Consider the following 18725-nt stretch of genomic DNA (forward strand, 5'->3'; position numbering starts at 1 on the left):
GCGCCGGACCGGCCCTTTCCCCGTACGCCTACGAGGCGAAGCGGACCCGGCCGCCTATCTCGACGGTGCCGTCGGGGCCCGGGGCGGTGAGGATCTGCGAGCCGGCGCCCTGGGTGATGTTCAGGGCGCGGTTCAGCTGGGCCGTCAGCAGGATCGCCGCCGAGCCGGTGGCCTCGTCCTCGGCGATGGCCCCGTCCGGGCGGCGCGGGAAGCCCCGGGCACGGATCCGGCCCGCTGCCTCGTCCTCCCAGGCCCACGCGTACAGCCAGCCCTCGCCGGGCGGCGGGGCGGGCAGGGCGTCGACCTCGGCGGCGCTCGCGTACTGCTCGGTGCGCTTGCCGGTCACCCACTCGGGGCGGGCCGTGATCCAGGTGAACTCCCCGTCGCCGCGGGCCCATACGGATCCGGCGGGCGGCTGGAGCTCCTCTATGTCGAGCAGCCAGGCGACGCCGACCAGCGGATGTCCCGCGAAGGACATCCGGGTGCCGGGCGTACGGATGTCGACGACCCCGCGCTCGGGGTCGTCGACGAACACCGTTTCGCTGTAGCCCAGTTCGGCGGCGAGGGCCTGCCGGTCCGCGTCGTCCGGGCAGGTCCGGCCGTCGCGGACGACTCCGAGCAGGTTGCCGAACCGGCCGTCACCCGCGCAGAAGACCTTGATGACATCGAGATCGTTCACCCGGGCATTCAAACACGGGTCAGTTCCCGGCCGTGCGGCGGCGGCGGGCGATGTACACCGCGCCCGCGCCGGCCGCGATCACCGCGCCGGAGGTGCCGAGCAGGGCTCCGGCCGGGATCTCGGCGCCGGTGGAGGCGAGGTTCCCGCCGACGGAGCCGCCGGCCGAACCGCCGCTGGTGGCGCCGCCCGTGGTGCCGCCCGTACCGCCGGTGGTGCCGGTGCCGCCCGTGGTTCCGGTGGTGCCGGTGGTGCCGGTGCCGCCCGTCGTGCCGGTGCCGCCGGTGGACGGGAGGGTGACGTCCTTGTCCGTGCCCACCGCGAGGTTGATGTCGTCGAGGCGCACGCCGGTCTCGTACATGGGCTTGCCGTTGTACGAGAACGCGGCCGCGCCCTCGGCGGTGAGGGCGGCGCGGACGCCGTTCAGGGCGAGGACCTTGTTCTGCGTCTTGTAGTCCGTCTTCGGCAGGCTGAGGGCGGCGAAGGGGACGTCCTTCTTGGTGCCGTCGGGGGTGGTGACGTCCAGGACCAGGGTCCCCTTGTCGCCCTCGGCGTTGACGCGCACGTTGGCGAAGGTCATGTCGATGCCGTGGTCGGCGCGCTGGAAGCGCAGGTTGCCCTCGAAGGAGACGTTCAGCTTCTGCTTCTTGGTGTCCAGCTCGCCCTTGCCGAAGGCGAAGGAGAAGCTTTCGCCGTCCTTCGCGGCCCCGCCCGCCGGGGTCACGCTGGTCACGTACGAGCGGAGGGTCTCCTTCACGCCCCAGCGCAGCCTGCCCGCGAGGAGCTGCTGCGCGCCGTCCGCCGGGACCGAGGGCTTCACGGAGGTGCTCGGGGAGGTGCTCGGGCTGGTGCTCGTGCTCGGGGAGGTGCTGGGCCGGGGCTCCTCGAACTCGACGTTGACGGTGAGCGGGTCGCCGGCCAGCTTCTCGTAACGGGTCGCACCGAGCGCGTCCGCGGTTTCCTTGGTGAGGACGGTCGCCAGCTTCTCCATCGGCGGCTTGCCGAAGGCGACGTTCGCGAGCGGGACGTCCTGGTCGGTCTTCCCGTCCTTGGTGACGTCGGCGGTGACCTGCTTGGTGCCGGTGTCGACGCGGAAGTCCGAGAGCTTGACCTCGAAGCCGTGGCCGACGGGCCGGGCGGGCGAGGAGAAGGTGACGCTGCCCTTGAAGGCCGCCTTCAGGACGCTGCCGCCGGCCAGGTCGTACTCGCCGGTGGCCTCGCCGAACCGCAGGCTGCCGTCCGCGTTGGCCTTGGCGCCGTCGGCGACGGTGATGGTGCCCTTGGCCGCGCCCGTCACGTACGCGCGGTAGTCGGCGAGCAGGCCCCAGTCGAGGGTGCCGCCGATGACCTTCATCGGGGCGGTCGGAGCCTCGCCGGCCTGCGGCGGGGCCCCGACGGGACCCGCGGCGGTCGCGGGCAGGACGAACGCGGTGGTGCCGAGGGCCGCGGCGGTGAGGATGGCGGCCGCGACGGCGATCGGGCGACGGTGGGACGACATGGGTGGGAACTCCTGAGGGTCCGGGAGGGGAAGGGACGGTGGGGCGGGGCGGCGGCGCTACGGCGCGTCGGTGGCCGCGGGCGCCCCGGGGGCGGCCGCGGCGCCGGCCGCCTTGGTGCGGCGGGCCCGCATGACCAGGAAGGCCGCGCCGCCGGCCAGGACGAGGACGGCCACGGCCAGGGCGAGGTACAGCCCGGTGTCCGAGGAGTCCTTCGCCCGCGCGGCGGCGGGAACGGGCGAGGCGGGAACGGGCGCGGCGGAGGGCGGGGCGGCCGGGGACGCGGGCGCCGGGGAGGCCGTGGAGCCCAGGTCGGGCAGGGCCGGCAGCCGCGCGTCGGCGTCCAGGGCGATGGCGAGGGAGACGGGGTCCATCTCCGTGCCCGTCCGGTACATGGAGTTGAAGGCCTGGGCGCCGCCCTCGGTGAGGGTGGCCGGGGCTTCGGTCAAGGTGGCGAGCTTCCCCTCGGTCTTCAGGCCCTTGGCGTCGAACGCGACGAGCGCCACGGCGTCCTTCGTCTGCCCGCCGGTGGTCACGTCGGCGGACAGGACGCCCTTGCCGTTCTCGATCGTGACGCTCACCTTGCCGAAGGTGAGGTCGAGATGGGCGCCGGTGAAGTGGACCGTACCCGCGAACGCGGCGTCCAGGGTGCCCTTCTGGCCGTCGTAGGTCCCCTTGCCCTGTGGGAAGCGGAACCGCGCGCCGCCGTCCTGGGCGCCGTCGGTCAGGGTCCACTCGCCCTGGCCGATGGAGCCGGTGACGTACTCGCGGAAGGTGCGGCGCACGCCCCAGTCCACGGCTGCGTCGGCGAACCCGCCCTGCGTCCGCGGCTCCTGCGCGGGGGCGCTCGGCGGCTGCGGGGGCTGCTGGGCGCCGTCACCGGCGGCCGGGTCCTTGACGTCGGCGGACAGGGAGACGGGGTCGAGGGCGGCGCCGGCCTGGTAGTAGCCGGCGAAGGCCTTGGCGCCCTGCGCGGTGAGGGTGGCGGGGATGCCGCTCAGGGCGATGGGGGTGCCGCCGCCCTTCGTGTTCACGCCGCCGAGGCCGAGCGTGGCGAAGGGGACCTGCTCCTCGCTGGTGACGGCGCCGGTGTCCTTGGCCTTGCTGGAGACGTCCGCGTAGAGGGTGCCGCTGCCGCCGGAGATCCGGACGGTGGGGCGGCTGACCGTCATGTCGAGCTCGTGGGACCCGTCGGGCTTCTGGTGGCCCTGGAAGGTCACCCCGCCGGAGAAGGAGGCGTTGAACTCCCCGGAGCCGGGGTCGTAGGAGCCGGTCGCGGAGTGGAAGCGGAACAGGCTGCCCCCGACGGTGGCGGCGCCGTTGTTCAGCTTGAAACCGCCTTTCGCGACAGGCCCCGTGACATAACTCTGGAAGGAGGATTTGATGCCCCAGTCCAGCCGGCCCCCCTGCACGGCACGGCCCGCCGCCTGCGCGGCGGTGGCCGGGAGCAGGGCACCGAGCAGGACCGCCAGTACGGCGACGGCGAGAGCACGGGCGGGTCTTGCGGACATGAAGGTCCCCTCCAGGGTCTAGCAACTTAAGTTAGGCTAACCTAAGCTATCCCGGTCGAGCGGGGAACCCCCGGTGCCGACGGAAAACCACGCTCCAGCTCCCAGTCGGCCGATCAGGACGGTGCCTTCGTGCCCACGCCCGCCGCGTCACGCCGCGTCCCCCGCCTCCCCCGCCTTCCCCGTCTCGCCCTCGCCGTGGCAGCACTGGCACTGGCCGTGACGGGCTGCGGAGGTACGGCCGCCCCCGCGGGCTCCTCCCCCGCCCACGGCGCCCCCGCGCTCCCCGACCGGGTGGAACCCCTCGCGGCGGTCCCGCGGCCGGCGCTGCCGGTGACCGTTCCCTCGGCCGACGGCACGCAGGTCACCGTCGGCTCCGCCGAGCGGGTCATCCCGCTGAGTGGCGGCCTCAACGAGATCGTGCAGACCCTCGGTCTCGGCGGGCAGGTCGTCGCCCGCGACATCACCGCCACCTTCGAACAGGCCGCGTCCCTGCCGGTGGTGACACGTGGACACGACGTCTCCGCCGAGAGCGTCCTGTCGCTGCGTCCGACGCTGGTGCTGGCCGAGGCCACCACCGGCCCGGGCGAGGCCGTCCGGCAGATCCGCGACGCGGGCGTCCCGGTCCTGGTGGTCTCCCCGGCCAAGGCCCTGGAGGACGTGCCGAAACGGATCGACGAGGTCGCCGCCGCCCTGGGCGTCAAGGACGCGGGCACGCAGCTGAAGCAGCGCACCGCGGACCGGATCGCCGCCGCCCGCAAGGACGTTCCGGCGGCCTCCGCGAAGAAGCCGCGCGTGGCCTTCCTCTACCTGCGCGGCACCGCCTCCGTCTACCTGCTCGGCGGCTCCGACTCCGGCGCGGCCTCGCTGCTGGAGGCGGCGGGCGCGGTCGACACCGGCAAGGAGTCCGGACTCGGCAAGGACTTCACCCCGATCACCAGCGAGGCGCTGGCCGCCGCCGCGCCCGACGCGATCCTCGTCATGTCCAAGGGCCTCGCATCGGTCGGCGGCATCGACGGCCTGGTCAGGATCCCGGGCGTCGCCCAGACCCCGGCCGGCATGGACCGCCGGGTGGTCAGCGTCGACGACGGTGTCCTGCTCAACTACGGCCCCCGTACGGACCAGGTGCTTTCCTCGCTGGTCGCGCAGCTCTACGGCAAGGGCGCCTGACGTGACCCTCCCCTACGATCCCCCGCGCGGCGGCGAGGCTGGTTCGTGCGCCCACCAGGCGGACGGCATCAGCCGAAATACAGCCCCGCCGGCGTTCGAGGCGCGGGGTCCGGGGCGGAGCCCCAGGAAGCCGCGCGGCCGCAAGGTCCTGTGGCTCACCGCCGGGCTGGTCGGCAGCCTGCTGGTGCTCGCCCTGCTCTCCGCAGGAGCCGGCGCGTACCGCATCCCCACCGCCGACGTACTCGCCTCCGTCCAGCACCGCACGGGCCTCGGCGGCGCCCCCCTCGACCGGGTCGGGGAGAGCGTGCTGTGGAACGTACGGCTCCCCCGCGTCGTGCTCGCGCTGCTCGTCGGCTCCAGCCTCGGCTGCGCCGGCGCCCTGATGCAGGGGGTGTTCGGCAATCCGCTCGCCGAGCCCGGAGTGATCGGCATCTCGGCGGGCTCCGCCGTGGGCGCGGTCGCCGCCATCGGACTGGGCCTCGGCTTCCTCGGCAACTGGACCATCACCGCCTGCGCCTTCGTCGCGGGGCTGATCACGGTCGGCTCGGTCTACCTGCTGTCCCGCAACGGCGGCCGGACCGAGGTGGTCACCCTGATCCTCACCGGCATCGCCGTCAACGCCTTCGCGGGCGCCCTCATCGGCCTGTTCGTCTTCTTCGCGGACAGCGGCCAGGTCAACCAGATCACCTTCTGGCAGCTCGGCTCCCTCGCCCAGGCCACCTGGCCCAAGGTGCTCGCCGTCCTGCCCTGCGCGCTCGCGGGACTGCTCGTCGCCCCCTTCTACGCGCGCCGCCTCGACCTCCTCTCGCTCGGCGAACGCCCCGCCCGCCACCTCGGGATCGACGTGGAACGGCTGCGCCTGGCCCTGATCCTGGTCGTGGCCCTGCTGACCGCGGCCGCCGTCGCCGTGGCCGGGGTCATCACCTTCGTGGGCCTGCTCGTCCCGCACCTGCTGCGCATGGCGAACGGCCCCGGGCACCGCTTCCTGGTGCCCGGCAGCGCGCTGGCCGGGGCCGTGGTCCTGGCCGCGGGCGATCTGGCCGCCCGGACGGTCGCCGCGCCCGCCGAACTGCCCCTCGGCGTACTGACCGCCCTGATCGGCAGCCCCTTCTTCTTCTGGCTGCTGCGCCGCACCCGCCGCAAACAAGGAGGCTGGGCGTGACCGGTGCGCTGACCGGCCTCGGCGGCCTCTTCACCCGGAACAGGCGGACGGTCCCCGCCCGCCCCGCCCCCGGCGACGCCTACGCGCGGGCCAAGGACCTCCACGTACGGCTCGGGGAGCGCGAGGTGCTCGCCGGGATCGAACTGAGCGCGCACGCGGGCGAGGTGCTGGCCCTGGTCGGCCCGAACGGCGCGGGGAAGTCCACCCTGCTCTCGGCGCTGGCCGCCGACCTGCCCGCCGCCTCGGGGAGCGTACGGATCGACGGGCGCCCCGCGGCCGGCTGGTCGGCGCCCGAACTGGCCCTGCGCCGCGCCGTGCTGCCCCAGTCGGCCGCACTGTCCTTCCCCTTCCCGGTCGCGGACGTGGTCCGGATGGGCCGCGCCCCCTGGGCGGGCACCCCGCTGGCCGGCTCCGACGAGGAGGCGGTGGCCGCCGCGATGGCCGCCACCGAGGTCACGCGTTTCGCCGGGCGGCCCTTCTCCGCCCTCTCCGGCGGCGAGCGGGCCCGGGTCGCGCTGGCCCGCGTACTGGCCCAGCGGGCCCCGCTGCTGCTGCTCGACGAGCCCACGGCGGCGCTGGACCTGCGCCACCAGGAGCTGGTGCTGCGGATCTGCCGGGAGCGGGCCGCGGCCGGGGACGCGGTGGTCGTCGTCCTGCACGACCTCGGGCTGGCGGCGGCCTACGCCGACCGGGCGGCCGTCCTGCACGACGGCCGGATCGCGGTGGCCGGCCCCCCGTCCGAGGTGTTCGAGGACGGACTGCTCACCCGCGTCTACCGGCAGCCGGTGGAGGTGTTCCCGCACCCGCGCACCGGGGCCCCGCTGGTGGTTCCCGTACGGGGAGGGACCAAGGGGGAGCCGGGCGGCGGCCGTTCCGGCGGACGGAACACGGACGGCGACTTGACCAGCGCTTGACCTGCACTTGAGGCTGCCATGGAGGACCCGTGACGGCCTCGTGTCCGGGGTCGGAAGGTGAGAGCTGAATCACTGGACGAGTGGGTATCGGTCAGGTAAGCCTCGGTTAAGTTAGGTCCGCCTCACCCAGCTCCACCCCTTCTCCACTCAGCCTCCACCCTCGCCAGGAGCCCCCATGCGTCCCGCCCGTCTCACCGTCCTCGCCGCGGCCGCTGTGGTCGCCACACTCACCGCCGTCACCGGCTGCGCGGAGAAGAGCGACAAGGGCGGGGACGGCGCGATCCACGTGAACGCGACGGACACCGCCTGCGAGCTCTCCAAGACGGAGTTCCCGGCCGGCAAGGTCTCCATCGAGGTCGAGAACAAGGGCTCCAAGGTCACCGAGCTCTACGTGCTCTTCCCGGACGACCGCATCGTCGCCGAGCGCGAGAACATCGGCCCGGGCACCAAGGCCACCATCACCGCCGAGATCAAGGCGGGCGAGTACGCGTTCGCCTGCAAGCCCGGCATGAAGGGTGACGGCATCCGCACCCAGGTCAAGGCCACCGGCCAGGGCGGCGGCGAGAAGCGCAGCCCCGAGCTGGACGCCGCGGTCGCCTCGTACCGCAAGTACGCGCAGGAGCAGGCCGACGAGACCCTGCCGAAGGCCCAGGCCTTCGCCGACGCCGTGAAGGCCGGCGACCTGGAGGCGGCGAAGAAGGCGTACGCGCCGTCGCGCCTGGGCTGGGAGCGCACCGAGCCGGTCGCCGAGTCCTTCGGCGACATCGACCCGAAGGTCGACGTCCGCGAGGACGGCCTGGAGGCCGGCCAGGACCCGGCCAAGGACTGGACGGGCTGGCACCGCCTGGAGAAGTCCCTGTTCCAGGACGGCAAGATCACCGACGGCGACAAGAAGCTCGCCGACACCCTGATCACCGACCTGACCGACTGGCAGAAGAAGGTCGGCCAGGCGGAGATCACCCCGACCTCCATGGCCAACGGCGCCAAGGAGCTGCTCGACGAGGTCGCCACCGGCAAGGTGACGGGCGAGGAAGAGCGCTACTCGCACACCGACCTCGTCGACTTCAAGGCCAACCTCGAAGGCGCCCAGAAGGCGTACGAGCTCCTCAAGCCGACCGCCCAGAAGAACGACGCGGAGCTGGTCAAGCAGCTCGACACCCAGTTCGCGGCCCTGAGCACGCTCCTGGACAAGTACCGCGCCGACAAGAACGGGTACGAGTTCACCTCCTACGACAAGGTCGCCGACGCTGAGCGCAAGGAGCTCTCGGACGGGGTCAACGCCCTGGCCGAGCCGCTCTCCAAGCTCGCCGCCGCGGTCGCCAAGTAATCACGGTCACGGAGAAGTGGGAGCGAAGATGACCGACCAGACGTCCCAGGAGCCCGAGGACACCGCCACCGAGCCCTCACGGCGTTCCGTGCTGGGCTGGGGCGGAGCCGGTCTCGCGCTCGGCGCCGCCGCGGCCGGCGGCGCGGTCGCCGCGTTCAACGGCAGTTCGGACATCGCACCGGCGGCCTCCGCCGGTGCGGCCGTGCCGTTCCACGGCGAGCACCAGGCGGGCATCGCGAGCGCCGTCCAGGACCGGCTGCACTTCGCGGCCTTCGACGTGAAGACGAAGGACCGCGCCGAGCTGGTCAAGCTCCTGAAGGACTGGACCGAGGCGGCCCGCCGGATGACGGCCGGACAGCCGGTCGGCGAGGGCGGCTTCGGCGGCCTCCCGGAGGCCCCGCCGGACGACACGGGCGAGGCGCTGGGCCTGAAGGCCTCCCGGCTCACCCTGACCATCGGCTTCGGCCCGGGCCTCTTCGCCAAGGACCGCTTCGGCCTGGAGGGCAAGCGCCCCGAGGCCCTGGTGGAGCTGGAAGCCTTCCCCGGCGACAACCTCGACGCGGCCCGCTCCGGCGGCGACCTGTGCGTCCAGGCCTGCGCCGACGACCCGCAGGTCGCGGTGCACGCCATCCGCCAGCTGGCCCGCATCGGCTTCGGCAAGGTCGCGGTGCGCTGGTCGCAGCTCGGCTTCGGCAAGACCTCGTCCACCACCCCGGACGCGCAGACCCCGCGCAACATGATGGGCTTCAAGGACGGCACCCGGAACATCGCGGGCACCGACACCGCGGCCCTCGACAAGCACGTGTGGGTCGGCGCGAACGAGGGCGGCGGCTGGCTGGCCGGCGGCTCGTACCTGGTCGCCCGCCGCATCCGGATGCACATCGAGACCTGGGACCGGACCTCCCTGCAGGAGCAGGAGGACGTCTTCGGCCGCGACAAGGGCGAGGGCGCGCCCGTCGGCAAGTCCAAGGAGCGCGACGAGCCCTTCTTGAAGGCGATGAAGCCGGAGGCGCACGTACGCCTCGCGCACCCGGACTCCAACGACGGCGCGACGATCCTGCGCCGCGGCTACTCCTTCACCGACGGTACGGACGGCCTCGGGCGGCTCGACGCGGGGCTGTTCTTCCTGGCCTACATGCGGGACGTCCGCAAGGGCTTCGTGCCGATCCAGCGGCAGCTCGCCAAGAACGACGCGCTCAACGAATACATCCAGCACGTGGGTTCGGCCGTCTTCGCCGTCCCGCCGGGCGTCCGCGACAAGGACGACTGGTGGGGCCGGACGCTGTTCGCGTAGTCCCCGCCGGAGAGGAAACGCCGTGTTCGGCAACTATCTGATCGGCCTGCGCGAAGGCCTGGAGGCCAGCCTCGTCGTCTGCATCCTCGTCGCGTACCTGGTGAAGACGGAGAACCGGGCCGCGCTGCGTCCCGTGTGGCTCGGCATCGGCATCGCCTGCGCCATCTCGCTGGCGTTCGGCGCCCTGCTGACCTTCGGGACGCAGGAGCTGACCTTCGAGGCGCAGGAACTGCTGGGCGGCAGCCTGTCGATCATCTCGGTCGGTCTGGTGACGTGGATGGTCTTCTGGATGAAGCGCACCGCGCGGCACCTGAAGGGCGAGCTGGAGGGCAAGCTCGACGCGGCCCTCGCGATGGGCACGGGCGCGCTCGTGGCCACCGCCTTCCTGGCCGTGGGCCGTGAGGGCCTGGAGACGGCGCTGTTCGTGTGGGCCTCGGTCCGGGCGAGCGGCGAGGGCTCCTCGGCGCCGCTGATCGGGGTGCTGCTCGGCATCGCCACGGCGATCCTGCTGGGCTGGCTCTTCTACCGGGGCGCCCTGAAGATCAACCTGGCGAAGTTCTTCCGGTGGACCGGCGGCATGCTGGTGATCGTGGCCGCGGGCGTGCTCGCGTACGGGGTCCACGACCTGCAGGAGGCCGGGTTCCTCGGCGGTCTGCGGGACAAGGCCTTCGACATCAGCTCGGCGATCCCGCCGGACAGCTGGTACGGGGTCCTGCTCAAGGGCGTGTTCAACTTCCAGCCCGACCCCACCGTCTACCAGCTGGTGGTGTGGGGCCTGTACCTGGTGGTCGTCCTGGGGCTGTTCCTGGCTCCGGCCGGCTCCGGCCGCGGGTCCGCCGCCCCGGCCCCGGCGAAGCAGTCCGCGGGCACCCCGCCCCGCGGCTGACACCGCATCCGTCCGACGCCCGGCCGCTCCCCCTCACGTTCACGGGGATGCAGCCGGGCGTCTCGCGTTGCCGGTCACCAGAGCCGGTCGACCGTGCCCGGGTGGAGCGGTATCCGGCCGCCGGTCAGGGCCGCCCGGTCCTCGCCGGCTTCCGGGCCGGGGGCGAAGAACGCCGCCAGCACCTCCTTGTCGAAGCCGGGCTCGTCGGTGGCCAGCGGCTCGGCCGGGGTGCCGCCGACCAGGACCGTGCCGGGCAGCCGCTCGAAGCCGGCCGCCTCGTAGAACGGCGCCAGCGGCCGGTCGCAGCTGAACAGGGCCAGGTCCACCGCCGGATCGGCGGCCAGGGCCGCGCGGGCCCCGGCCACCAGGCGGCCGCCGAGCCCCTGTCCGCGCAGCTCGGGCCGGGTCACCACCGCGCTGAGCCCGGCGGCCCGCCGGGTCCGGCCCCCGCAGGGGATCTCCTTGTGCAGCAGGGCCAGGGAGGCGCCGACCGTCCCGGCGTCGTCCACCAGCAGCAGCACGCGCGGCCGCAGCGCGGGATCGTGCCCGGGCGCGCTGCCGGGCCACACCCGCGTCTCGGTGGCCTCGATCTGCGCGGCGAGCGGCGGGGGCAGGGCCTCCTGCGGGTACGAGAGCAGCCGCATCAGGGGATCCGGACGGCCGTGCCGCCGACCCGGACGCGGGGGTCGCCCGCGCGCAGATCCACCGTCAGGACGCCCGGGCGGCCCATGTCCTCGCCCTGCTGGAGGGTGAGCACGGCCTCCTCGGGGACCAGGCCCAGCTCCCGCGCGTACGCCCCGAAGGCGGCCGCGGCGGCTCCGGTGGCGGCGTCCTCGACGACGCCGCCGACCGGGAAGGGGTCGCGTACGTGGAACAGCTCCGGCCCGGCCCGCCACACCAGCTGGACGGTGGTGAGGTCCAGGCGCCGCATCAGCGCCTCCAGCCGGCCGAAATCGTAGTCGAGGTCCGCGAGCCGCTCCCGGCTGCCGGCACCGAGCACCAGGTGGCGGGCCCCGGCGTACGCGATCTTCGGCGGGAAGTCGGCGTCCAGGTCGGCGGCGGGCCAGCGCAGTGCGGCCAGGGCCTCGGCGAGGTCCGGTGCGGAGATCTCCTCGGTGTGCGGTGCGACGCTGGTCAGGGTGGCGCGCAGGACGCCCCCGTCCCCGGCCACCGTGACCGGCACGGTGCCGGCCGGGGTCGCGAAGAGGAGCTCGCCGGGGCCGATCCGCTCGGCCAGCGCCACGGAGGCGGCGACGGTGGCGTGCCCGCAGAAGGAGACCTCCGCCTTCGGGCTGAAGAACCTCAGGGTGAAGGCGCGTCCGGGCTCCCCGCCCAGGTCCTCGGGCGGGGCGGTGAGGAACGCGGTCTCGCTGTAGCCCAGCTCCGCCGCGATGGCCAGCATCCCGGCGTCGTCCAGGGCTCTCGCGTCGAGCACGACCCCGGCGGGGTTGCCGCCTTCGGGGTCGCGGGAGAAGGCGGTGTAGCGCAGTACGGCGGTCGTCGTCGCGTCGGGCGTCGCGTCAGTCGTCATGATCGGCACAACCGGGGGCCCGTCCGCGGCATTCCCCTCGCGGGGCGCGGTTCCCGGCCCCTCAGCCGCGCCCGATGTACGGCATCGCCGTGGCCATCACCGTCGCGAACTGGACGTTGGCCTCCAGCGGCAGCTCCGCCATGTGCAGCACCGTGCGGGCCACGTCGGCGGCGTCCATCACCGGCTCCACCGCGAGCTGCCCGTTGGCCTGCAGGATCCCGCTCCGCATCCGCTCGGTCATCTCGGTGGCCGCGTTGCCGATGTCGATCTGGCCGCAGGCGATCCGGTACGGGCGGCCGTCCAGCGACAGGGACTTGGTCAGGCCCGTCATGGCGTGCTTGGTCGCGGTGTAGGCGACGGAGTTCGGCCGCGGCACGTGGGCCGAGATGGAGCCGTTGTTGATGATCCGGCCGCCCTGCGGGTCCTGGGCCTTCATCATCCGGAAGGCGGCCTGCGCGCACAGGAAGGACCCGGTCAGGTTGACGTCGACCACCTGCCGCCAGGCCTCGTAGGAGATGTCCTCCAGGGGGACCCCGGCCGGGCCGAAGGTGCCCGCGTTGTTGAAGAGCAGGTCGAGCCGCCCGTAGTGCTCCCGGACGCCGGCGAAGAGCGCGGCCACGTCGTCCGGGTCGCTCACGTCCGCCCGTACGGGCAGCACGTCCGCGCCCTCCCCGGCGGCCGCGGCCGTCTCCTCCAGGGGCCCGGTCCGGCGCCCGGCCACGGCCACCGACCAGCCGGCCCCCGCGAGGGCGAGGGCCACGGAGCGGCCGATGCCGGAGCCGGCTCCCGTCACAACAGCGATCTTCTTCAGGCGAGCGTTCATGGGGCCGCAGGCTACGTCACAGCGCACGTCGGGTCCCGGACGTTCCGACAGCTGAGAGCATGGGTCGGTCAGGGGTGCGTAAAGCAGATCAATAGACTGGAGATCCGCATGTCGGAGAGAGGCCCCTCGACGGCCCCCTCGCAGGGCGCCACGCCCGAAATCCCCTCCCCCGCCCCGTCTTCGGCCGTCCCCCTGACGGCCGCGCGCCGCACCGGCCTGCTCGTCACCTTCATCCTGGGCGGGCTCACCGCGCTCCCCCCGCTGTCCATGGACATGTACCTGCCGGCGCTGCCGGAGGTCACCACCGCCCTGGGCAGCCCGGCCGCGACCATCCAGCTCACCCTCACCGCCTGCCTGGCCGGCATGGCCCTGGGCCAGCTCGTCATCGGCCCGATGAGCGACAAGTGGGGCCGGCGGCGGCCGCTGCTGACCGGCATGATCGTCTACGTCCTCGCCACCGCGATCTGCGCCCTGGCCCCGAACGCCGGGCTGCTGATCGGCTTCCGGCTGCTCCAGGGGCTGGCCGGCGCGGCCGGGATCGTCATCGCGCGGGCCGTCGTGCGCGACCTGTACGACGGGGTCGAGATGGCCCGCTTCTTCTCCACCCTGATGCTCATATCCGGCGTCGCCCCGATCATCGCGCCGCTCATCGGCGGGCAGGTGCTGCGCCTCGCGGACTGGCGGGGGGTCTTCGTCGTGCTCACCGCCGTCGGCCTCGCGCTCACCGTGGTGGTCTGGCGCGGGCTCGGGGAGACGCTCCCGCCCGAGCGGCGGCAGACCGGCGGCGTGGGTTCCGCGCTGCGGACCATGCGGGGGCTGCTGGGCGACCGGGTCTTCGCGGGGTACACCCTGGCGGGCGGCTTCGCCTTCGCGGTGCTCTTCTCCTACATATCCGCCTCGCCGTTCGTGGTGCAGGAGATCTACGGGGCCTCACCGCAGGCCTTCAGCCTGCTGTTCGGCCTCAACTCCGTCGGGCTGATCGTCATCGGCCAGGTCAACGGCAAGCTGCTGGTCGGCCGCGTCAGCCTGGACAAGGCACTGGGCGCCGGTCTCGGGGTCATCACGGTGGCGTCCGTGGCCCTGCTGCTGATGTCCACCAGGGTGTTCGGGGAGGTCGGGCTGGTCCCCGTCGCCGCCGGGCTGTTCGTGCTGATGTCGGCGATGGGCCTGGTGCTGCCGAACACCAACGCGCAGGCGCTGATGCGCACCCCGCACGCCGCCGGATCGGCCTCCGCGCTGCTGGGCACCTCCTCCTTCCTGGTCGGCGCGGTCGCGTCCCCGCTGGTCGGCATCGCGGGCGAGCACACGGCGGTCCCGATGGCCCTGGTCCAGCTGACCTGCTCCCTCCTGGCGGTGACCTGCTTCCTCACGATGTGCCGCCCGTGGCGGGCCACATCCAGCCCCGCCGGCGTTTGAGGCGCGGGGTCCGGGGCGGAGCCCCAGGAAGCCCGGGCTGCGGCGGGGCCGGACCGCCGTAAACTTCGCTGGTGAACGACTCCGCCCCCACCACCGCCGAAAGCCTCCGCCGCGCCCTCGCCGGCCTGCTCGACGGGCTCCCGCCGAAGCAGGCCGCGGCCGCCGTCGAGCGGCTGATCGCCAACTACCGGGGCACCACCCCCACCGACGCCCCCGTCCTGCGCGACCGCTCCGACGTGGCGGCGTACGCGGCCTACCGGATGCCGGCCACCTTCGAGGCCGTCCGGTCCGCGCTGGACGCCCTCGCCGAGGCCGCCCCGCACTGGGTCCCGGGCTCGCACGTGGACGTGGGCGGCGGCACGGGCGCCGCGACCTGGGCGGTCGACGCCACCTGGGACGGGCCCCGTACGACCGCGGTACTGGACTGGGCGGAGCCGGCGCTGGCCCTCGGCCGGGAGCTGGCGGGCCGCTCGTCCTCGGAGGCGCTGCGCGGGGCGGACTGGCGCAGGGCCGTCATCGGCACCGGCATCGGCCTCCCCGACGCCGACCTGGTGACGGTGTCGTACGTGCTCGGCGAACTGACCCCGAAGGCCCGCCACGCGGTCGTCGCCGAGGCGGCCCGCGCCGGGCAGGCGGTGGTGCTGATCGAGCCGGGCACCCCCGAGGGCTACCTCCGCATCCGCGAGGCCCGCGACCAGCTGATCGCGGCCGGGCTGAAGGTGGCCGCGCCCTGCCCCCACGACGGCACCTGCCCGATCGAGGTCGGCCAGGACTGGTGCCACTTCTCGGCGCGGGTCAGCCGCTCCTCCCTGCACCGGCAGGTCAAGGGCGGCTCGCTCCCGTACGAGGACGAGAAGTTCAGCTACGTCGCCGCCACCCGGTTCCCGGTGACGCCGGTCCCCTCCCGGATCACGCGGAAGCCGCAGATCCGGAAGGGGCTCGTCCTGCTGGACCTGTGCGGTCCCGAGGGCGAGGGCCTGACGCGGGCCACCGTCACCAAGCGCCACGGCGACCTCTACAAGGCCGCCCGCGACGCGGACTGGGGTCGCCAGTGGCCGCCCGCGGAGGCCCCGTAGGCCGCTACGGCGCGGGCCGCAGCTCCTGGGTGCAGCACTTCACGCTGCCGCCGCCCTTGAGCAGCTCGCCCAGATCCATCGGCACCGGCTCGAAGCCGCGGTCGCGCAGCGGCTCCAGGAGCCCGGTCGCGGCCTGCGGGAGCAGCACGTGCCGCCCGTCGGAGACCGAGTTCAGGCCGAAGGCCGCCGCGTCCCGGGTGTCCACGATCAGGGCGTCCGGGAACAGCCGCCGCAGAACGGCCTGGCTGCCCGGCGAGAAGGCCGGCGGGTGGTACATGATCTCGTCGCCGTCGAGGACGCACAGCGCCGTGTCCAGGTGGTAGTACCGCGGGTCCACCAGGTCGAGTCCGATGACGGGGCGGCCGAAGAACTCCTGTGCCTCGTCGTGCGAGAGCGGGCTGGAGCGGAAGCCCCGGCCGGCCAGGATGTAGGTGGCGGTGACGGCGAAGTCGCCCTCGCCCTCGTTGACGTGGGACGGCTCGTGGATGTCCGTGAAGCCGTGTTCCCGGAACCAGTCGAGGTGGATCTCCGCCTCGGCGGAGCGCTCCGGGTAGGCGAACCGGGCGCCGAGCACCCGGCCGTCGACGACGAGGGCGCCGTTCGCGGCGTAGACCATGTCGGGCAGGCCCGGGTCGGGTACGAGGGTCTCGACGGTGTGGCCGAGGGAGCGGTAGCGGTCCCTCAGGTCTTCCCACTGGGCGTGTGCGAGGGGCAGGTCCACCGGTTTCGTGGGATCCATCCACGGGTTGATGGAGTACGTGACCTTGAAGTGTGCCGGTGGGCACATCAGGTAGCGCCGGGGTGTGGCGTCTCTGCGCAAAGAAGGCTCCTCACGACTCGTATGTGAAGAGAATCGTCTCTCCTCAAGGGGGACCGCGCAGTGAACTGATGGGGTGGTTTTCAGAATGGCTGGAAGACGAGACGTCTCGCATTGATACGTTGGCTTCATGAGCAAGTCCCCCGACGCCACCCGCCGCAGCGACCGCTCCCGGCGCGCCATCCTCGACGCCGCGCTCGCGCTGGTCGGGGAGGTCGGCTACAACAAGCTGACCATCGAGGCCATCGCCGCCCGCGCGGGCGTCGGCAAACAGACCATCTACCGCTGGTGGCCCTCGAAGGCCGCGGTGCTGCTGGACGCCTCGCTGGCGCTGGCCGGGGAGGCGGCCGTGGAGGGCGGGTGGACCTTCCCCGACACCGGGGACCTGGCGGCCGACCTCAAGACGGTCCTGCGGGCCGCGGTGGACGACTTCGCCGACGAACGGTTCGCGGCTCCCGCGCGCGCCCTCACCGCCGCCGGGGCGACCGACCCGGAGCTGGCGGCCCGCTTCACCGAGCAGCTCCTCGCACCCCAGCTCGCGCTCTACGAGGGCCGGTTGCGCACTGCCCGCGAGGCCGGGCGGCTCCCGGCGGACACCGACCTGCGCCTGATGGTGGAGATGCTGGTGGGGCCGCTGACGTACCGCTGGCTGATGCGGACCGCTCCGCTCGCGCACGCGCACGCGGACGCCCTCGTGGACGCGGTGCTGCGCGGGGTGGGATACGTCACCACCCTCCCGGCCGCCGACCAGGGCTGACCCCCACGGCCGAGAACATATGGCCGAATTCTATGGTTATGTGGGGACCCCGATCGGGGGGTGCGGTCACCCGGGACGCAGGATGGTGGGACCATGGGAGGGTCTTCCGGGGCAACGGTTCGATGTGAGGGGATAGATGGGGTCTGAGTCCGGCCGCGTCAAACGCGGCGAGCAGAGCAGGATTTCCCAGTGGCTGCGCCGCCGCCCGAAACCCGCTCCCGAAGACCCCGGCGCGCTGCGCGAGGCACTCCTGGTGGCCGTGGCCGCCGCCGGACTCCCGGTCGCCCCTGCCGCGCATCCCGCCGGCTACCGATGTTCGTGCGACCGCATCGGCTGTCCCACCCCCGCGCGCCACCCCGTCTCGTTCGCCTGGCAGACCCAGTCGACCACCGACCGCGCGCAGATCGAACGCTGGGCCCGCAACCAGCCCCAGGCCAACTTCATCACCGCCACCGGCATGGTCCACGACGTCCTGGACGTCCCTCTGGAAGCCGGCCGCAGCGCGCTGGAGCGGCTGCTGGCCGCCGGCATCGAGGTCGGACCGGTCGCCGAATCGGGCGGCACGGGCGACCAGGCGCGGATGCTCTTCTTCACGGCGACCCGCGGGACGCCCGAGGACGAGGACGAGTGGTGGCCCTGCGAACTCGACTGCCACCCCGAGACGATGGACGAACACCCCGGCCTGCGGTGGCACTGCCGCGGCAGCTACGTCCTGCTCCCCCCGGCGGCCCTCCCCGGCGAGTTCGCGGTGACCTGGCTGCGCGACATGACGCACCCCCTCCCGGACCCCCTGACCCTCCTGGAAACCCTGACGGACGCCTGCGCCACCTACGCCGGCACCACGGCCCAGACCCCCGCCGCCCTGGCCTGGCCCCTCGGCCACTGACCCCGGCCGGGGCTGATTTCAGCCCCGCCCCATCCAGCCCCGCCAGGGGGCACCTCCCAGCGGTAGCTGGGGGAGTTCGAGGCGCGGGTCCGGGCAGAGCCCAGGGAACGGTGGAAGGGCGGGGCGGGGAGAGCCCCGCGCAGCGGACCCGGGCCAGCGGTCAGTGGATCTGGGTGACGACCACGTCCAGGGACCAGGACTTCGCCGACTTCGCCGGGGCCTGCGCCTCGACGGCGTAACCCAGGTCCCGCAAGGCCGTGACCAGCTCCCCCGGCGTGGCGGGGACCGCGCCGGCCAGGAGCAGGTCCCGTACCAGACGGCCCTTCGTGGCCTTGTTGAAGTGGCTCACCACCGACCGCTTCTCCACCCCGTCCACGATCTGCGCGTGCAGCACCCGCACCGTCGCCGTCCGCCCCGCCGTCTCGCCCTTCGGCTTCCACGCGGACGCGTACGCCGAGGACCGCAGGTCCAGCACCAGCCCGTCGCCCGCCGCCTCCGGCAGCACCGAGGCCATCGGCGTGCGCCAGTACGCGCCCAGCGCGCCGAGCCCCGGCAGCTTGACCCCCATCGAGCAGCGGTACGACGGGATCCGGTCCGTCACCCGCACCGCGCCCCACAGCCCGGAGAACACCAGCAGCGACCGCTCCGCCAGCGCCCGCGCCCCGGCCGGGAGCCCGGCCAGGCCCAGGGCGTCGTAGAGCACCCCGGTGTAGATCTCCCCCGCCGGACGGGCCACCGCCCCGCGCAGCCCCGCGTTCTTCGCGACCTCGCCCCGCAGCCCCTCGCTCAGGCCCAGCACCTCGCGCGCCTTCAGCTCGTCCCCGGAGCACAGCTCGACGAGTTCCTCCAGCACGGCGGCCCGCGCCGCGGCCAGCCCCGGCAGCGACAGGGACCCCGGCTCCAGCGGTGCGCCGGAGCCGCCGGCGGCCTTTCCCTCGGAGGGCGGCAGCAGCACGAGCACGGTGGTTCTCCTTCGACAAGACGCG

Annotated in this window: 18 protein-coding genes; 10 read left to right on the forward strand and 8 right to left on the reverse strand. The window is 73.6% G+C overall.

The window, feature by feature from the left end; all coding sequences use genetic code 11:
- Positions 1-28: 28 nt before the first annotated feature.
- From ACFV0Q_RS03680 to ACFV0Q_RS03690, 3 genes are read right to left on the reverse strand one after another with little or no spacing between them, the layout of a single operon-like run.
- Positions 29-679 (reverse strand): PhzF family phenazine biosynthesis protein, encoded by a 651-nt coding sequence (locus ACFV0Q_RS03680; protein WP_384999888.1) that lies wholly within the window; start codon positions 677-679, stop codon positions 29-31.
- A 19-nt stretch (positions 680-698) separates the two neighbouring features.
- The gene (locus tag ACFV0Q_RS03685; RefSeq protein ID WP_384999891.1) at positions 699-2174 is read right to left on the reverse strand and encodes an HtaA domain-containing protein; all 1476 of its coding nucleotides are present in this window, start codon (positions 2172-2174) and stop codon (positions 699-701) included.
- Positions 2175-2231: 57 nt separating this feature from the next.
- Positions 2232-3683 (reverse strand): HtaA domain-containing protein, encoded by a 1452-nt coding sequence (locus ACFV0Q_RS03690; protein ID WP_384999894.1) that lies wholly within the window; start codon positions 3681-3683, stop codon positions 2232-2234.
- Between the two features lie 129 nt (positions 3684-3812).
- On the opposite strand from ACFV0Q_RS03690, the gene ACFV0Q_RS03695 reads away from it, so the two are divergent.
- The 6 genes from ACFV0Q_RS03695 (at position 3813) to efeU (ending at position 10433) form a co-directional block, all read left to right on the forward strand.
- On the forward strand, positions 3813-4850 hold the full coding sequence (locus ACFV0Q_RS03695; RefSeq protein ID WP_384999897.1) for a hemin ABC transporter substrate-binding protein: 1038 nt from the start codon (positions 3813-3815) through the stop codon (positions 4848-4850).
- Positions 4851-4917: 67 nt separating this feature from the next.
- Complete coding sequence (locus ACFV0Q_RS03700) at positions 4918-6012, forward strand: FecCD family ABC transporter permease (RefSeq protein ID WP_385000064.1); 1095 nt, start codon at positions 4918-4920, stop codon at positions 6010-6012.
- 8 nt (positions 6013-6020) lie between these two features.
- Complete coding sequence (locus ACFV0Q_RS03705; RefSeq protein ID WP_385000067.1) at positions 6021-6926, forward strand: heme ABC transporter ATP-binding protein; 906 nt, start codon at positions 6021-6023, stop codon at positions 6924-6926.
- 175 nt (positions 6927-7101) lie between these two features.
- A complete protein-coding gene (gene efeO / locus ACFV0Q_RS03710) occupies positions 7102-8253 on the forward strand; it encodes an iron uptake system protein EfeO (protein ID WP_384999900.1) in 1152 nt (383 codons plus the stop codon).
- 28 nt (positions 8254-8281) lie between these two features.
- A complete protein-coding gene (efeB, locus tag ACFV0Q_RS03715; protein ID WP_384999903.1) occupies positions 8282-9547 on the forward strand; it encodes an iron uptake transporter deferrochelatase/peroxidase subunit in 1266 nt (421 codons plus the stop codon).
- Positions 9548-9569: 22 nt separating this feature from the next.
- A complete protein-coding gene (efeU, locus tag ACFV0Q_RS03720; protein ID WP_384999905.1) occupies positions 9570-10433 on the forward strand; it encodes an iron uptake transporter permease EfeU in 864 nt (287 codons plus the stop codon).
- Between the two features lie 74 nt (positions 10434-10507).
- Here the strand turns inward: efeU and ACFV0Q_RS03725 are convergent, their stop codons facing one another.
- The 3 genes from ACFV0Q_RS03725 to ACFV0Q_RS03735 all read right to left on the reverse strand — a co-directional run bounded on the left by ACFV0Q_RS03725 (position 10508) and on the right by ACFV0Q_RS03735 (position 12787).
- Positions 10508-11077 (reverse strand): GNAT family N-acetyltransferase, encoded by a 570-nt coding sequence (locus ACFV0Q_RS03725; RefSeq protein ID WP_384999908.1) that lies wholly within the window; start codon positions 11075-11077, stop codon positions 10508-10510.
- On the reverse strand, positions 11077-11964 hold the full coding sequence (locus ACFV0Q_RS03730) for a PhzF family phenazine biosynthesis protein (protein WP_384999911.1): 888 nt from the start codon (positions 11962-11964) through the stop codon (positions 11077-11079). Before ACFV0Q_RS03730 ends, ACFV0Q_RS03725 begins: the two co-directional genes overlap by 1 nt.
- A gap of 61 nt (positions 11965-12025) precedes the next feature.
- Positions 12026-12787, reverse strand: a complete 762-nt coding sequence (locus ACFV0Q_RS03735) for an SDR family oxidoreductase (RefSeq protein WP_384999914.1) — start codon at positions 12785-12787, stop codon at positions 12026-12028.
- Between the two features lie 108 nt (positions 12788-12895).
- On the opposite strand from ACFV0Q_RS03735, the gene ACFV0Q_RS03740 reads away from it, so the two are divergent.
- The gene (locus tag ACFV0Q_RS03740; protein WP_384999917.1) at positions 12896-14203 is read left to right on the forward strand and encodes a multidrug effflux MFS transporter; all 1308 of its coding nucleotides are present in this window, start codon (positions 12896-12898) and stop codon (positions 14201-14203) included.
- Between the two features lie 71 nt (positions 14204-14274).
- The gene (locus ACFV0Q_RS03745) at positions 14275-15279 is read left to right on the forward strand and encodes a small ribosomal subunit Rsm22 family protein (RefSeq protein ID WP_384999920.1); all 1005 of its coding nucleotides are present in this window, start codon (positions 14275-14277) and stop codon (positions 15277-15279) included.
- A gap of 4 nt (positions 15280-15283) precedes the next feature.
- On the opposite strand, the gene ddaH is transcribed toward ACFV0Q_RS03745, so the two are convergent.
- On the reverse strand, positions 15284-16183 hold the full coding sequence (gene ddaH, locus ACFV0Q_RS03750) for a dimethylargininase (protein WP_385000070.1): 900 nt from the start codon (positions 16181-16183) through the stop codon (positions 15284-15286).
- A 43-nt stretch (positions 16184-16226) separates the two neighbouring features.
- Here ddaH and ACFV0Q_RS03755 point away from each other — a divergent pair, with 43 nt between their 5' ends.
- Together ACFV0Q_RS03755 and ACFV0Q_RS03760 are read left to right on the forward strand one after the other, a co-directional pair.
- On the forward strand, positions 16227-16853 hold the full coding sequence (locus tag ACFV0Q_RS03755; protein WP_384999922.1) for a TetR/AcrR family transcriptional regulator: 627 nt from the start codon (positions 16227-16229) through the stop codon (positions 16851-16853).
- 136 nt (positions 16854-16989) lie between these two features.
- Complete coding sequence (locus ACFV0Q_RS03760) at positions 16990-17739, forward strand: bifunctional DNA primase/polymerase (protein WP_384999925.1); 750 nt, start codon at positions 16990-16992, stop codon at positions 17737-17739.
- A gap of 160 nt (positions 17740-17899) precedes the next feature.
- Here the strand turns inward: ACFV0Q_RS03760 and yaaA are convergent, their stop codons facing one another.
- Positions 17900-18700, reverse strand: a complete 801-nt coding sequence (gene yaaA / locus ACFV0Q_RS03765; RefSeq protein ID WP_384999928.1) for a peroxide stress protein YaaA — start codon at positions 18698-18700, stop codon at positions 17900-17902.
- Between the last annotated feature and the right edge of the window lie 25 nt (positions 18701-18725).

The organism is Streptomyces sp. NPDC059564 (assembly GCF_042735575.1).
Taxonomy (GTDB): domain Bacteria; phylum Actinomycetota; class Actinomycetes; order Streptomycetales; family Streptomycetaceae; genus Streptomyces.

Bases quoted from the DNA above. Each gene is read 5' to 3' on its own strand.
- ACFV0Q_RS03685 (WP_384999891.1), bottom strand. From the start codon at position 2,174: ATGTCGTCCCACCGTCGCCCGATCGCCGTCGCGGCCGCCATCCTCACC.
- ACFV0Q_RS03690 (WP_384999894.1), bottom strand. From the start codon at position 3,683: ATGTCCGCAAGACCCGCCCGTGCTCTCGCCGTCGCCGTACTGGCGGTC.
- efeO (WP_384999900.1), top strand. From the start codon at position 7,102: ATGCGTCCCGCCCGTCTCACCGTCCTCGCCGCGGCCGCTGTGGTCGCC.
- efeB (WP_384999903.1), top strand. From the start codon at position 8,282: ATGACCGACCAGACGTCCCAGGAGCCCGAGGACACCGCCACCGAGCCC.
- ACFV0Q_RS03725 (WP_384999908.1), bottom strand. From the start codon at position 11,077: ATGCGGCTGCTCTCGTACCCGCAGGAGGCCCTGCCCCCGCCGCTCGCC.
- ACFV0Q_RS03730 (WP_384999911.1), bottom strand. From the start codon at position 11,964: ATGACGACTGACGCGACGCCCGACGCGACGACGACCGCCGTACTGCGC.
- ACFV0Q_RS03735 (WP_384999914.1), bottom strand. From the start codon at position 12,787: ATGAACGCTCGCCTGAAGAAGATCGCTGTTGTGACGGGAGCCGGCTCC.
- ACFV0Q_RS03740 (WP_384999917.1), top strand. From the start codon at position 12,896: ATGTCGGAGAGAGGCCCCTCGACGGCCCCCTCGCAGGGCGCCACGCCC.
- ACFV0Q_RS03755 (WP_384999922.1), top strand. From the start codon at position 16,227: ATGAGCAAGTCCCCCGACGCCACCCGCCGCAGCGACCGCTCCCGGCGC.
- ACFV0Q_RS03760 (WP_384999925.1), top strand. From the start codon at position 16,990: ATGGGGTCTGAGTCCGGCCGCGTCAAACGCGGCGAGCAGAGCAGGATT.